General features: G+C 62.5%; 15 protein-coding genes. 4 read left to right on the forward strand and 11 right to left on the reverse strand.

Annotated features, from left to right (window positions below):
* Positions 1-45: 45 nt before the first annotated feature.
* Entirely contained in the window at positions 46-780 is a 735-nt protein-coding gene (locus PSH86_RS14005; protein ID WP_109756168.1) for an SDR family NAD(P)-dependent oxidoreductase, read from the reverse strand.
* Between the two features lie 304 nt (positions 781-1,084).
* A complete protein-coding gene (locus PSH86_RS14010) occupies positions 1,085-1,291 on the reverse strand; it encodes a 4-oxalocrotonate tautomerase family protein (RefSeq protein ID WP_025213530.1) in 207 nt (68 codons plus the stop codon).
* A gap of 128 nt (positions 1,292-1,419) precedes the next feature.
* On the opposite strand from PSH86_RS14010, the gene PSH86_RS14015 reads away from it, so the two are divergent.
* A complete protein-coding gene (locus PSH86_RS14015) occupies positions 1,420-2,343 on the forward strand; it encodes a LysR family transcriptional regulator (protein WP_305490275.1) in 924 nt (307 codons plus the stop codon).
* A gap of 177 nt (positions 2,344-2,520) precedes the next feature.
* Here the strand turns inward: PSH86_RS14015 and PSH86_RS14020 are convergent, their stop codons facing one another.
* Together PSH86_RS14020 and PSH86_RS14025 are read right to left on the reverse strand one after the other, a co-directional pair.
* The gene (locus PSH86_RS14020; protein WP_176687999.1) at positions 2,521-2,955 is read right to left on the reverse strand and encodes a nuclear transport factor 2 family protein; all 435 of its coding nucleotides are present in this window, start codon (positions 2,953-2,955) and stop codon (positions 2,521-2,523) included.
* 196 nt (positions 2,956-3,151) lie between these two features.
* A complete protein-coding gene (locus PSH86_RS14025; RefSeq protein ID WP_305490276.1) occupies positions 3,152-4,048 on the reverse strand; it encodes a LysR substrate-binding domain-containing protein in 897 nt (298 codons plus the stop codon).
* Between the two features lie 90 nt (positions 4,049-4,138).
* On the opposite strand from PSH86_RS14025, the gene PSH86_RS14030 reads away from it, so the two are divergent.
* The 3 genes from PSH86_RS14030 to PSH86_RS14040 all read left to right on the forward strand — a co-directional run bounded on the left by PSH86_RS14030 (position 4,139) and on the right by PSH86_RS14040 (position 8,428).
* The gene (locus tag PSH86_RS14030; RefSeq protein ID WP_305490277.1) at positions 4,139-5,548 is read left to right on the forward strand and encodes an MFS transporter; all 1,410 of its coding nucleotides are present in this window, start codon (positions 4,139-4,141) and stop codon (positions 5,546-5,548) included.
* On the forward strand, positions 5,545-6,819 hold the full coding sequence (locus tag PSH86_RS14035; protein ID WP_212802373.1) for a glucarate dehydratase family protein: 1,275 nt from the start codon (positions 5,545-5,547) through the stop codon (positions 6,817-6,819). Before PSH86_RS14030 ends, PSH86_RS14035 begins: the two co-directional genes overlap by 4 nt.
* Positions 6,820-7,243: 424 nt before the next feature.
* On the forward strand, positions 7,244-8,428 hold the full coding sequence (locus PSH86_RS14040) for a porin (RefSeq protein ID WP_305490278.1): 1,185 nt from the start codon (positions 7,244-7,246) through the stop codon (positions 8,426-8,428).
* A gap of 145 nt (positions 8,429-8,573) precedes the next feature.
* On the opposite strand, the gene PSH86_RS14045 is transcribed toward PSH86_RS14040, so the two are convergent.
* From PSH86_RS14045 to PSH86_RS14075, 7 genes are read right to left on the reverse strand one after another with little or no spacing between them, the layout of a single operon-like run.
* Positions 8,574-10,070 carry a nitrite reductase gene (locus tag PSH86_RS14045; RefSeq protein WP_305490279.1) on the reverse strand — a complete coding sequence of 499 codons (1,497 nt, stop codon included), beginning with the start codon at positions 10,068-10,070 and terminating at the stop codon, positions 8,574-8,576.
* Entirely contained in the window at positions 10,067-10,909 is an 843-nt protein-coding gene (gene cobA / locus PSH86_RS14050) for a uroporphyrinogen-III C-methyltransferase (protein ID WP_163853901.1), read from the reverse strand. Before cobA ends, PSH86_RS14045 begins: the two co-directional genes overlap by 4 nt.
* Before the next feature lie 39 nt (positions 10,910-10,948).
* The gene (gene nirJ, locus PSH86_RS14055) at positions 10,949-12,127 is read right to left on the reverse strand and encodes a heme d1 biosynthesis radical SAM protein NirJ (RefSeq protein WP_305490280.1); all 1,179 of its coding nucleotides are present in this window, start codon (positions 12,125-12,127) and stop codon (positions 10,949-10,951) included.
* 29 nt (positions 12,128-12,156) lie between these two features.
* Positions 12,157-12,693, reverse strand: a complete 537-nt coding sequence (locus tag PSH86_RS14060) for an Lrp/AsnC family transcriptional regulator (RefSeq protein WP_305490281.1) — start codon at positions 12,691-12,693, stop codon at positions 12,157-12,159.
* On the reverse strand, positions 12,668-13,111 hold the full coding sequence (locus PSH86_RS14065; RefSeq protein WP_232199945.1) for an Lrp/AsnC family transcriptional regulator: 444 nt from the start codon (positions 13,109-13,111) through the stop codon (positions 12,668-12,670). The genes PSH86_RS14060 and PSH86_RS14065 overlap by 26 nt, the downstream gene beginning before the upstream one ends.
* Positions 13,104-13,616 carry an Lrp/AsnC family transcriptional regulator gene (locus tag PSH86_RS14070; protein WP_109756156.1) on the reverse strand — a complete coding sequence of 171 codons (513 nt, stop codon included), beginning with the start codon at positions 13,614-13,616 and terminating at the stop codon, positions 13,104-13,106. Before PSH86_RS14070 ends, PSH86_RS14065 begins: the two co-directional genes overlap by 8 nt.
* Positions 13,613-14,071 (reverse strand): Lrp/AsnC family transcriptional regulator, encoded by a 459-nt coding sequence (locus PSH86_RS14075; RefSeq protein WP_109756155.1) that lies wholly within the window; start codon positions 14,069-14,071, stop codon positions 13,613-13,615. Before PSH86_RS14075 ends, PSH86_RS14070 begins: the two co-directional genes overlap by 4 nt.
* Position 14,072: the final 1 nt, after the last annotated feature.

The raw sequence follows: 14,072 nt of genomic DNA on the forward strand, positions 1-14,072 counted from the left end.
TGCGTCACGAAAACCCCGAAGGTCCTGCCTCCGGGGTTTTTCTTTTTACCACTTGCCGCTGCTCATGCCGCCGTCCACCGGCAGTATCGCGCCGGTCGTGAAATCAGCGCCCGCCAGGTACAACACGGCTTCGGCAATCTCCTCGATGGTGCCCACGCGACCGGCCGGGGCCAGGTTGTCGAGGAAGTCGCGGTGCGCCGGGTCGTGCATGGGCGTGTCGATGATGCCGGGGGCGACCGCGTTGACCTTGATGTTGTGGGGCGACAGTTCCAGGGCCAGGGCGCGGGTCATCTGGTTGACGCCGCCCTTGATCAACACCGGCAGGGCTGCCGGTACCTGGATGTTCGGTTGCAAGGCCACGGCAGCCGAAATGTTGATGATGAAGCCTTGCCGGCGCCCGATCATGTGTGCGGCAGCGGCCTGGCTGGCATAGACGAGCCCCTTGAGGTTGGTGTCCAGCAGCGCGTCCAGGTCCTGGGGGCTGTATTCGACGAAGGGTTTTGGCAGGAAGAACCCGGCGTTGTTCACCAGCCCGTCAACGGCACCAAACGCCTCGACGGCTTGGGCGATGAGGGCGGCTGAAGTGGCCGGGTCAGCGATGTCGCCGGCCACGCCGATGAAACCGGCCGGGTGACCGAGCTGGGCAGCGGCAGCGTCCAGGCCGGACGGGGAGCGGGCATTGCCCACCACGTTATACCCCTGGGCCAGGAACGCCTTGACCAAACCCAGGCCGATCCCGCTGGAAGCGCCGGTGATGATGACGGTTTTGTTGAGGCTCATGATTGACTCCTGATCACATTGAGTTGAACCGGTGCGCCTGTATGGCGGTGGTTGAGCTCAGGGTATTGATGCCTCAGAGTTTGATAAATAAGGCTTCTGGTACTTGAGTTGATACGTCATGTAATCAATGACTGGATCAACACAAGCCACTGTGGGAGCGAGCCTGCTCGCGATAGCGGTATATCAGCCGACTCAAATGTTGACTGACGCACCGCTATCGCGAGCAGGCTCGCTCCCACAGAGTTATTGGGGTGATAGACATAGAAAGCCCGGTCAATCGGACCGGGCTCGAAAGGGCAGAGCGTTATTCCTTCGGAAGACTTCGATACTCCGTCGTGGTCATTCCCGCATATCCCCAGTTATCCGTGTCCACTTCCTCTATCACGATATGAGTCAAGTGTGGGTCCTTGCCCAGCACGCGCTGGAGGGTTTCGGTGATTTCGGAAATCACCTGGGCTTTCTGTTCCCGGGTCACGCCGTCACGGGTAATTCGCACGTTTACGAAAGGCATGTTGCACTCCTGCTGCTGAGAAAATGCGCAGGAGTATTCCCGCGCCATTGAAGGACCACTGTATTTATACGCCGCAGGCTGATAAACAGGCTTTTGGCAACTTCAGTTGATACGCGGTGTAATCAATCATGAAACGTCATTTCGTAGATCTGCAGTTGGGCAGCATAGAACTGTTCTGCCTGGCGGCGGAGGCGGGCAGTTTCACGGCAGCGGCGCAGTTGGCGGGGGTTACTCCGGCAGCGGTGAGCCGCTCGATCTTTCGTCTGGAAGAGCGCCTGGGTTCACGACTTTTCGTGCGCACCACCCGCAGCATCCGCTTGACCGAAGCCGGCAGGACCTATTTCGAGCAATGCCGCCAGGCGTTGACGCAACTGGTGGAGGCGCAACAGGAAATGATGGGGGCGCAATCGGTGCCGTCCGGGCAACTGCGTATCAGCCTGCCCACCACGTACGGTCATCACCGCATCCTGCCCTTGCTGCCGGCCTTTAGGGCGCTGTACCCGCAAGTGACTGTAGACCTGCACCTGAGCAATCGAAACATCGATTTCGTCGCCGAGGGGTATGACCTCGCCATTCGGGTACGGGCCCAACCCGACTCGTCGATGATCGCCCGACTGCTGGAAGACGCGAAACTGGTGGTGGTCGCGTCCCCGGATTATCTGCGCAAGGCCGGCACGCCCCAGGCCCTTGAAGACCTGGACGATCACGAGTGCATCCAGTTCGAATTGCCCAGTAGCGGGCGACGGATTTCCTGGTTGTTCAATGTCGAGGGCAAGGAAAAGGAAGTATTCGGCGAAGGGGGCTATTGCTGTTCGGATGATGTGCTCGGCGGGGTGACGCTGGCCAAGCATGGCGCCGGCTTGTTCCAGACCTACAAATTCATCGTGGAACAGGAGCTGGCCAACGGGCAACTGGTGGAGGTGCTTGCGCCTTTCGCGGGGCGCTCACGGCCGTTCACCTTGCTGTATCCCCATGGCCGGTACGTGCCGCAGCGGGTGCGTGCTTTTGTGGATTTTCTGCTGCAGTACCGGGAGCAGTGGGCCGCGATATGAGGGGAAAACACAACGGGCGAAAAGAGCAAACCGTGGCGAGGGAGCTTGCTCCCGCTGGGCTGCGTAGCGGCCCCAGGATTTTGCGGTTGCTGCGCAACCGAGCGGGAGCAAGCTCCCTCGCCACAATGGATCACCATAAACTCAAATAATGCACTAATTACCCGGCCTAGCTCGTTATCAGAACCGAAACGCCTGACGACCGATCAGCAGCCACTTGCCATTCTTCTGCTTCTGCCAGATCTGGAAATTCTCGATTTCCGTCGGTACCACTTCAGTGCCCTTGAGCGCCTGGGCCGAGAAGTGATTGCGCACCAGCGCCACGTCACCTGACAAGGTGATTTTCTGGTTCTGCATCTCCAGGGTCTTGAACGCGCTCTTGCCGGTTTCGATATCGGCGATGAAGGCTTTCTTGTCCTGGATGTTACCGCTGGAGTGCCCGTAGGTGAGGTTTTCGGCGGCCAGGGCCTGAAGTTGTGGGATGTCTTTGTGCAGCATGGCTTGGGTCAAATGATCGACCGCCTGAGCTACTTCTTGCTCGGGCGATGTAGCGGCTGCTGCTGCATAGCCGCTGAACAGGCACAGCAAGCTGATGACCAATGTGGCTTTTTTCATGGGGATTTCCTTATTTTTGTAGGTATCGGGAACGCGAGCGATTCGACGCTCGTCGGTCATCGTACAACTTGTCGAGAAGAACTGGAATAGGGCGCTGGCAAACCCATCAGACACATGGCTCAAGGGCGCTGGTCATATGGCGAGGGAGCAAGCTCCCTCGCCACGGGTTTCACATGCCACAGTTTTTGTGTATCGCTTAAAGTCCCTCCCGAACCGCCCCCCGAATCCCCTCCAGCAACATGGTGAACGCCGGGTTGTCGTTGTCCTCGCGCCACACCAGGTGCAACTCGCTTTGCACCCCTTCGCCCAGGTCGATCTCGCGAAACACCACCTGCTTGAACACCACGCTGGTGGCGCAACGCGGTACCAGGGCCAGGCCCATGCCGGCGTTGACCAGCGCCAGGATCGTCAGCGACGACCCCAGCCATTGCACGAATTGCGGCGCGACCCGGGCCGAGCGCAGCATGCCGGTAAGCAGTTCGTTGAAGGGCGGGTAGGCGGCGTGGGAGTACATCAGGAACGGCTGTCCATCCAGGTCCTGGACGCTGACGGATTCGGCGCTGGCCAGCGGATGCCCGGCAGGCACCGCCAGTACGAAGGGCTCACGCACCAGGCATTCGGTGGCGTAACCGGTTTCCAGCAGCGGCGAGCGGACGATGCCCAGGTCGATGCGCCGGGCGCGCAAGGCTTCGTGTTGTTGGTAGGTGTTCATTTCCGCCAGGACGATCTTCACTTGGGGCTGTTTCAGCCGCGCCTCGGCAATCACCTTGGGCAAGAACTCATACACCGCACTGCCGACGAAGCTGATGGTCACCGAGCCAATGTCGCCTTGGGCAAAACGTTTGGCGGCTACGGCAGCTTGTTGCGCCTGTTCCAACAGGTTTTGCGCCTCGATGAAAAACGCCCGGCCGGCGGCGGTAAGCGCCACGCTGCGGGTACTGCGGGTGAACAGCTCGACGCCCAGGTGATGTTCCAGCAATTGGATCTGCCGGCTCAGCGGTGGCTGGGTCATGTTCAGGCGTTCGGCGGCGCGACGGAAGTTGAGTTCGGTCGCCACGGTGGTGAAGCAGCGCAACTGGGCCAGTTCAAACATTGATTCAATCCAGGTATCAATCAAGTGCCAAGTTAGATTAGACGGGAACAATCCACCGCGTCCATCATCGTCCCGTTCCCCACAAAAACAATGATCGGGAGGCACCCCTTGAATAACGTAACGGACTCCACCCATGACAGCACCCTGGCGCTCGCGGCGGCCAAGGTCAAACGTCATGTCCTGCCGCTGGTGGTGGTGATGTTCATCGTCAACTACATCGACCGGGTCAACATCGGCTTCGTGCGCAGTCACCTGGAAACCGACCTGGGCATCGGTGCCGCGGCCTACGGGCTCGGCGCCGGGCTGTTCTTCATCGGCTACGCGCTGTTCGAAGTGCCGTCCAACATGCTGCTGCAACGCTACGGCGCGCGGGCCTGGCTGACGCGCATCATGTTCACCTGGGGCGCGGCGGCCATGGCCATGGCCTTTGTGCGCGGTGAGACCAGTTTTTATGTGCTGCGCTTCATCCTCGGCGCGGCGGAGGCGGGGTTCTTTCCCGGCATCATCTACTACTTCACCCAATGGCTGCCCGCCAATGAGCGCGGCAAGGCGATGGCGATCTTCCTGAGCGGCTCGGCCATCGCCTCGGTGATTTCCGGCCCGGTGTCCGGCGCCTTGCTGCACATCAGCGGGATGGGCCTGCATGGCTGGCAGTGGATGTTCCTGATCGAAGGTTTCGCCTCCATTGTGCTGTGCGGGTTCGTCTGGTTCTGGCTGCAATCGCACCCGAGCCAGGCCAAATGGCTGACGACTGAAGAAAAAACCGTATTGATCGCCGCCATCGCCGAAGAGCAGCGGGCCCGGGAAGCGGCGCAAGTGATCAAGCCGTCGATGTTCAAGTTGCTGGCCGACCGACAGATCGCGCTGTTCTGTTTCATCTACTTTTCCATCGCCCTGACCATCTACGGCGCCACGTTCTGGCTGCCGAGCATGATCAAGAAAATGGGCAACCTGGGGGACTTCCAGGTCGGTTTGCTCAACTCTATCCCGTGGATCATTTCTATCGTTGCCATGTACGGCTTTGCCGCCCTGGCCGGCAAATGGAAGTTCCAGCAGGCCTGGGTTGCGGTGACGCTGGTGGTGGCTGCGTTCGGCATGTTCATGTCCACCACGGGTGGGCCGATCTTTGCCTTCGTGGCGATCTGTTTTGCGGCGATCGGTTTCAAGGCCGCGTCGGCGTTGTTCTGGCCGATTCCTCAGGGCTACCTGGATGCGCGCATCGCCGCGGCGGTGATCGCCCTGATCAACTCCATCGGCAACCTCGGCGGCTTCGTGGCGCCGACGGCCTTCGGTTTCCTGGAGCAAACCACCGGGTCCATCGAGGGCGGTCTGTATGGGCTGGCGATAACCTCGCTCGTCGCCGCCGTGGTGATCTTTTTCGCCCGCACCGCGCCCAAGCGCGACACCCCGGATGCCGGTCGACCTGGAACCGTTGCCGATGCCGACCAGCCGGAAAAAAACCAAGCCTTGAACCCTGGCCCATCGGGAGCCGCTGTATGAAGATCAAACGCGTCACTGTCACCCCCATCGCCTTTCGCGACCCACCTTTGCTCAACGCCAGCGGCATCCATGAGCCGTTCGCGCTGCGCTCGATCATCGAGATCGAGAGCGACAACGGTTACATCGGCCTGGGGGAGAGCTACGGCGATGCGCCGGCCCTGGCGATCCAGCAGCAGTTGCAGAGCCAGTTGATCGGCCTGGATCCGTTCAATCTCAACCAGTTGCGGGCCATCGTCCAGGCGACCGTCGCCGCACAGAAACCGCCGAGCCTGGCCGGTGCCGAACTGGCGCCGGGTTCCCATGCGAGCAAGGCAGTGAGCAATGCCTATTCGGCGTTCGAAGTGGCCTGCCTGGACCTGCAGGCCCACTACCTGAACGTGCCGCTGGTGGACCTGCTGGGCGGCGCGATTCGCGACGAGATCCCGTTCAGCGCCTATCTGTTTTTCAAGTATGCCGAGCACATCGATTCGCCGTATCCGCCAGACAGTTGGGGCGAGGCGCTCGACGAGCAGCAGATCGTTGCCCAGGCCCGGCGGATGATCCAGGACTATGGCTTCAAGAGCATCAAGCTCAAGGCCGGTGCCCTCGATCCAGAGCATGAAGTCGCCTGCATCAAGGCGTTGAAACAAGCGTTTCCCGGCTATCCGCTGCGCATCGATCCCAATGCCAACTGGTCGCTGGAAACCTCGATTCGCATGGCCGAGCTGCTGGGCGATGACTTGCAGTACTACGAAGACCCGACGCCGGGGCTGGAAGGCATGGCCGAGCTGCACAAGCGCACGGGACTGGCGCTGGCGACCAATATGGTGGTCACCGATTTCGACGAGTTTCGCCGTAGCGTAGCGTTGAACAGCGTGCAGATCGTATTGGCTGACCACCATTACTGGGGCGGCCTGCGGGACACCCAGGCCTTGGCGAAAATGTGCAGCACCTTCGGCCTGGGCGTGTCGATGCATTCGAACTCGCACCTGGGCATCAGCCTCATGGCCATGGCCCACGTGGCGGCGGCGGTGCCGAACCTGGACTATGCCTGCGACACCCATTACCCGTGGCAGGAACCGGATGAGGAAGTGGTCAAGGGCGGCAAGCTGCCGATTGTCGACGGCTGCGTGAAGATCACCCGGGCGCCTGGCCTTGGTCTGGAGTTGGACCGGGATCAACTGGGCAAGCTGCATGACCAGTTCCTCAGTTGCGGCATCCGCCAGCGTGACGATGTGCGGCAGATGCAGCGCTACCGGCCGGAGTGGAAAACCGTCAAGCCGAGGTTCTGATCCAAAGGTGAGGGGGGCTGCTGCGCAGGCCAGCGGGAGCAAGCTCCTGTGGCGAGGGGATTTATCTGTGGGAGCAAGGCTTGCCCGCGATAACCGCGCCGCGGTCGAACAGTTGAAGCGCGTTATCGTTCATCGCGGGCAAGCCTTGCTCCCACAGATCCCCCTCGCCACAGGTCGGTGGTATTGATCCCCCCTACATTCCCCGGCCATCCTGCGGCCCCCACCCAAAGTACCGCACCCGCCTGCATCGGGGTCTTACACCCAAACTGCCGCACCCGCCAGCCTCGCCGTCTTACACCCAAACTGCCGCGCCAGGCCGGCGCTTCCAAAGCATTCGCCAATTGCCTCCAAGGCAGCGTATGACGCGCCCCGGCGCCTTTCGATAATCGCCTCCGACATCCCGTCCCCTGTTGCGGAGCGCGCCATGCACAACAATAAAAATACCCGCCAACGTTTTTTGCCTGCAGTCCTCGCCGGTGTTTCGAGCCTGGGCCTGATGCCTTGGGCCAACGCCGAAATCATGCTGTACGACAAGGACCAGACCACCTTTTCCACCGACGGTTACATCAACGCCTTTTACGTCAACAGCGACGTGGACCGCGCCGGTGGGCAGTACGACCGTCGGCAGGCGCGGGTCAAGATGGGCTTCTTGCCCAACTACCTGGGCTTCAACATGGGCAAGCAGGTCGATGACCTCAAGCTCGGTGCCCGGGCCTCGTTCTGGGTGACCATCAACGACAGCGAAACCAACGGCACCGACACCGCCATCGACGTGCGCCAGTTCTACGGCACCGTGGCCAACCCGGAGTGGGGCGAGGTGCTGATCGGCAAAGACTTCGGTTTGTTTGCCCGCTCCAACATCCTGCTGGACGAACTGCTGGCCGGTTACGGTCAGGTCAGCGACACCCTGGGGCTGGTGGACGGCGGTGGCGTCTCGTTCGGCAACATCGGCAGTGGTTATCCGTACCCTTTCCCGACCTCGCAGATCACCTACCGCACGCCGGTGATGGATGGCTTGCGAGTGGCGGTCGGAATCATGGACCCGGTGGACACCAACGACAACAGCGCCACCGGCAAGGCCTACCAGGAGAACCCGCGTACCGAGAGCGAGATCACCTACCAGTTCGACCTCGGCGGGGCGAAGATCTACAGCTGGCTCAACGGCAGCTACCAGACCTCGGACAATACCGACTCCACCGTCGAATCGGTCACTTCCAAGGGCCTGGGGTATGGCGTGCAGGCCAAGATGGGCGGGTTGTCGCTCACCGGTTCGGGGTTCCAGGCCAAGGGCATCAACCCGTTCTTCACCAACAACGCCGGTGAAGCCACCCTGCGCAATGTCGACAGCAAGGGCTACCTGTTGCAGGGCTCCTACAAGCTGGGCAAGAACCGCCTGGCGCTGTCCTACGGCAAGACCGATGACGACGGCAATGGCGTGGTGGGCAGTGGCGCCGATTACGAAACCCGTGGCATCGCGTTGTTCCACGACATCAATGACAACCTCAAGCTCGTGGCCGAGTACAACCAGTTCGAAATCAACGGCCACGATACCAGTGCCCAGAACGAAGACACCGACACCTTTGCGGTGGGGGCGGTGCTCACCTGGTAAGGGGGACGACGCTGTCTGTGGGAGCAAGGCTTGCCCGCGATAGCCTCGCCGCGGTCAAACAGTGGAACCGCGTTATCGTTCATCGCGGGCAAGCCTTGCTCCCACAGGCCTTTGCTATTGGGGCTGCGCATCAGCCCCCTTTTTTTCAATGAGACGTCCCCTCGGCGAACTCGATCTTGTTGCCGACGTTGTACTTGCCCGAAGGTTTGTTCATGGGCAGGCGCTTGATCTCCTTGAGGGTGTTGCTGTCGTAGACGATCAGCGCGCCATCGGTATCCCAGATGCTCACTAGCAGGTAGCGGCCATCGCGGGTGAACTCGACGTGGGCGGCGGTTTTGCCGGGCACGGGTCGCAGGGTGTGGGCGATTTCCAGGGTCTGTTTGTCGATCAGGTGGATGGCATCGTTGTCGGGGCCGAAGAACACATCGGTCCAGGCGTAGCGCGAGTTGGCGTGGCTGCGCAGGAAGAAACCCGGCCCCAGCGTGGGGATCTGCTTGATGACTTTCCAGGTGTCGAAGTCGATCACCGAAATCAGCCCCTTGCTGATGTTGGGCGTGGCGAACACCCAATGCCCATCGCGCTTCCAATAGGTCCCCGAGCCCAGGTGGGGCATGCCCGGCAAGGCGATGTCAGTGACGACCCGGCCGGTGTCGAGATCGATCACCTGTCCGCCCTGAGCCTTGCGCGAGGTGGCGAGCAATTGCCGGTAATCGGGCGAGAAGGAAAAATCGTCCAGGTAATCCTCGGCCTCGATACGCCTGGGCACAAAGTCCGGGTTCGGCCCGGTGGACAGTTCCCAGACCTCTTTGACGTCTTTCAAAGCCACGATGAAGCTGTTGCGCGGCGGCGCGGTATAGACCGCACTGACTCGCGACGCCTGGCCGTCCAGCCCCACCGTTGCAAGGGTCTTGACCGGTGACAGGTCGCGGGCATCGAGCACTACCAGATTGCCGGGCAGGGTATTGCCCACCAGCACCCAGCGACCGTCCTTGCTCACCGCCAGGTTGCGGGTATTGAGCCCGGCCCGTACCTCGGCGATGAGCTTGAGGTTATGCAGGTCATACAGGCTGATCCAGCCGTCCCGGGAGGCGAAATAGACGAAGCGCCCGTCGGGGGAAAATTTGGGGCCGCCATGCACCGCAAAATGTGAGGCGAAGCGCGCCAGGACTTCGAAGCGATCGCCGTCGACGATATTGACGTGATGATCGCCAGCCTCCACCACCACGAACAGGTTCAGCGGGTCGGCGTGGTGCTGGGGTTTATCGGGCAGGGTAGCGACATCCGCCAGCAGGCGATGACTGCGACGAGTGTCGTCCTCGCTCCAGGTCGGTTCGACGGCGGGCGGACGCTGGAGATAGTGGGTCAGGCCATCGATCTGCGCAGGCTCCAGCACCGCACCGAACGCCGCCATCTGGCTGGCCGGGCGTCCATTTTCGATCACCTGGCGGATCTCGTCGGGCTTGATCCGGCTCAGGCTCTGGGGCAACAGCGCCGGCCCGGCGGCGCCGATGCGATTCACCCCGTGGCACTGCTGGCAATGTTGCTGATAGGTCTGTTCGGCCAAGGCCAGGTCCGGTTCAGCCGCCGTGGCGCTCGGGACGACACCGATCCACAACAACGGGGCAAGCCAACCGATTCTCATGATGCCACCCTCGCGATACCAGGCTGGAGCGGTATGGCCGGGTGCAGGCGGGCCGGATGCTCCAGTAGCTGATGGGCGAACAAACCGACCACCTTGCCGATCACCGTCAAGGTCGGCAGGCCTTCGGCGCATGCCAGGGCCATCTCCGGCAATTGCTGGAGGGTGCCGCGCAGGACCTGCTGGTCGGGGCGCGTGCCGTTGCTGATCAACGCCGCCGGGGTATCGGCCGCCAGGCCTGCCGCGATCAGCCGCGCGGCGATGGTGCCCAGGTTCGACAAGCCCATGTAGAACACCAGGGTCTGGCTGTCATCCGCCAGGCTTTGCCAAGGCAGGTTCAAATCCCCTTCGCGTTGCAGGTGGCCGGTGATGAACCGGCAGGAATTGACCAGGTCGCGATGGGTCAGGGGAATGCCGGCATAGGTACTGCAACCGGCTGCGGCGGTGATGCCCGGCACGACTTGGCAATCGATACCCCGGGCCAGCAGATACTCCAGTTCCTCGGCGCCGCGACCGAAGATGAACGGGTCACCGCCCTTGAGTCGCACCACCCGTTGTCCCTGGTCGGCCAGGTCAGCCAGCAGTTCGTTGATCTGCGGCTGGGGCAGGCTGTGGCAACCGGCGGCCTTGCCGACGTAATGCCGGGCGCAGGTCAGAGGGATCAGGCTGAGCAATTGCGGGCTGATCAAACGGTCGTAGACCACCGCGTCGGCCTGCATCAACAGACTCCAGGCGCGCAGAGTCAGCAGGCCCGGGTCACCGGGACCGGCGCCGACCAGGGCGACTTCACCCGGTCTGAAGGGCGATTGCAGGGCAGCGGGCAAAACGATGGAGGCAGGCATGGGACTTCCTTGGTTCGATATCAGGTTCGCCGTCGGTTATCAGGCGCAGGGCGTCGCAACGCTGGGGATCGCGTGCAAGCCGATTTCTTCGTCGCTGAGGTGGCAGCCGGGGTCCTGGCCCCAGAGGTCGCCGTCGGCCCAGGCGCGGGTGCGGGTATTGCCGTTGCAGATCGCCAGCCAGCGGCATTGCCCACAGCGGCCACCCACGGCCCGCGGGTGTTCGCGCAGCTTGAGCAGCAGGGCATCGGGGCGCTCTGACCAGAGTCTCTTGAATGGGGTCTGGCGGACATTGCCCACCGAGTGCTGCCACCAGTACGTGTCGGGGTGGACCTCGCCGGTATTGTCGATGTTGGCGATGCCGCTACCCGACGCGTTGCCGCCCCAGGCCCGCAGCATCCGTTCCAGTGCGGTGTAGTGTTGCGGTAGTCGGTGGGATACCCATTGCAGCAACAGGATCGCATCGGCGTCGTTGTTGCCGCTGACGAAGTCACTGTCGCGGCCCTGTTCGATGTCGTGCCAGGCCCGCTCGAAGATCAAGGTCATGGCCTCGCGACTCATCTGTTGATGGGCGTCGAGCTTGCGGCTGCGCTTGCCGCGTCCGCTGTAGTTCAGATGCGACAGATAGAATTTCTGCACATCGTATTCGTTCATCAGGTCCAGCAACCGGGGCAGTTGAGCATGGTTCTGCTGGGTGAGGGTGGTGCGCAACCCGACCCGGATCCCTTGTTCGCGGCAGAGCCGGATGGCCGCCATGGAGCTGGCGAAACTGCCCTTGAGCTGGCGGAATTCATCGTGGGTCGCTTCCAGGCCGTCGATGCTGATGCCGACGTAGTCGAAGTGTGTCTCGCTGATTTGCTGGATATTGCTCGCGTCGATCAGTGTGCCGTTGGTGGACAGGGCGAGGAAAAAGCCCTTGTCGCGGGCATAGGCACTGAGCTGGAACAGGTCGTCGCGCAGCAGGGGTTCGCCGCCGGACAGGATCAGCACGCGAACCCCGGCATCATGCAGGTCATCGATGACCTGGAGCGCCGCCGCGGTGTCCAGTTCATCGCGAAACACGCTGTCGGCCGAGGTCGCATAGCAGTGTTTGCAGGTCAGGTTGCACCGCCTGAGCAGGTTCCAGATCACCACCGGCGGGCGCTGGCTGCCCGGTGGCGCGACCCGTGGAGGGGGGCATTGCCCGGCCAGGGCCCGCAGGTAGTGGCTGATCCTCAACATAAAAGCGCTCCTTCGGTCGGCATGCGGGTTCAGCCCAGGCTTGGCGACAGGCGTAGGCCGGTTTTTTTCAGGATGCGGCTGCTCACCAGCATGTCGTCGGCGGCACAGGCGTCCCCCAGCAGGTAGCGCAGGTGTTCGCGGTAGCTGTCGATTTCTTCGCGGCTACGGCCATGGACCATGGCGAACAGGTTGTAGCGCCAGCCGGGCCGGCGCGGGCGCCGGTAGCAATGGCTGACGAAGGGCTGCGCACCCAGCAACGCGCCGAGGCGCGAGATGTCGGCGTCGGCCACGTCCCAGACCGTCATGCCGTTGTGGCGATAGCCCAGGCGATAGTGATTAGGCACGGCCGCGATGCGGCGGATCGCGCCTTCGGCCTGCAAGCGCTTGAGCAGGTCGAGGGTGGATTCCACGCTCAGGTCCAGTTGTTCGGCCAGCCAGGCCCAGGGGTCTTCGAGCAAGGGCAGGCCGGCCTGGGTCAGTTCCACCAGCCGCAGGGCCAGGGGCGTTTCATCCAACCGTGGTGGCGCTTGCCACAAAGACTCAGACGGGGAAATACAGGCCGACATGGTAGGTCTCCTCTTTGGGCAGGTTCAGCGGCACCAGGCCGGTCAGATGTTCGATGCGCAGCAGGGTGTCGTTGATCGCCTGTTCGCTGGGGCAGGCGAGCACGAACCACATGTTCCAGGCGTGCTCGCGGCGGTAGTTGTGGGCGACCTCGGGCATGTCCGCGAGCAGCTCGGCGATGGCCTCGAAGCGCGGTTCGGGCACCGCCAGCGCCGCCAGGGTGAACGCACCGCCCAGGCGATCGATGTCGAACATCGGGCCGAAGCGGGTGAGCACGCCGTCGTTGAGCAGCTCATGCAGGCGGTCGAGCAATTCGGTAGCGCTGCTGTCCAGTTCATGGGCCAGGGCCTGCCAAGGATGACGGACCAGCGGCAGTCCCAGTTGCAGGCGATTGATCAGGCGGCGGTCGAGGTCATCCATCGATACGGGCTCCGGCCGGCGCGGCGAAACGTCCGCCGCATTGCTTGAACAGGTGCGTGCTGAACAGCAACTGGTGGGGCAGGTCGTCCAGCAGATGCTCTTCCAGCAGCGCCTGGACCTGGGCTTCGACACGGTCACGCTGGCGACCGTGGATCATGCAGAACAGGTTGTATTGCCACTGGGGCAGACGCCGGGGGCGTTGGTAGCAAAGGCTGATGCCCGGCGCCTGGCCGAGGCGACGGCCGACTTCATCGACCAAGGCGTCGGGCACGTCCAGCACCAGCATGGCGTTGGCGGCAAATCCCAAGGCGCGATGGTTGACCACCAGGCCTACGCGCCGGAACAGACCCTGTCCATGCCAGCGCTGCATCTGCTCGAGCACTTGTTGCTCGCTGGCCTCGATCTGCTCGGCCAGGGCCTGGAAGGGCCGCGATGTCAGGGGCAGGCCGGTCTCCAGCAGACGGCGCAGTTCCAGTGACTGTTGCTCACTCAGGGCGTTTTTCATGGGGTGGCCTCCAGGGCAAAGCCCAGGTCGATGCGATAGGCGGTCAGCATGGGCAGGTCCAGCGGGGTGAGACCAGTGTCGTGTTCCAGTTCCTGGAGGATGTTTTCCAGGTGGGCACGGGTGGGGCCGGTCAGTACGAACCACAGGTTGTAGCGATGTTCCCGGGCATAGTTGTGATTGACTTCCGGGTATTGGCTGATGCGTGCCGCCACCTGGTGCAAGCGGTCTTCGGGCACAGCCAGGGCGGCCAGGGTGCTGGCGCCGGCCCGGGTGTGTTCGAACACCGGGCCGACCCGCGACAAGGTCCCGGCCACTTGCAGGTGTTGCAGGCAGTCGATGACCTGGGCTTCGCTGCAGCCCAAGGTCTCGGCCATGGCTCGATAGGGCTCGGCGCACAACGGCAGGCCATGCTGGAATTGATCGATCAGGCGCCGGGCCAGTGAGCTGGATGTCATG

Source organism: Pseudomonas sp. FP2300, assembly GCF_030687595.1.
Taxonomy (GTDB): domain Bacteria; phylum Pseudomonadota; class Gammaproteobacteria; order Pseudomonadales; family Pseudomonadaceae; genus Aquipseudomonas; species Aquipseudomonas bijieensis.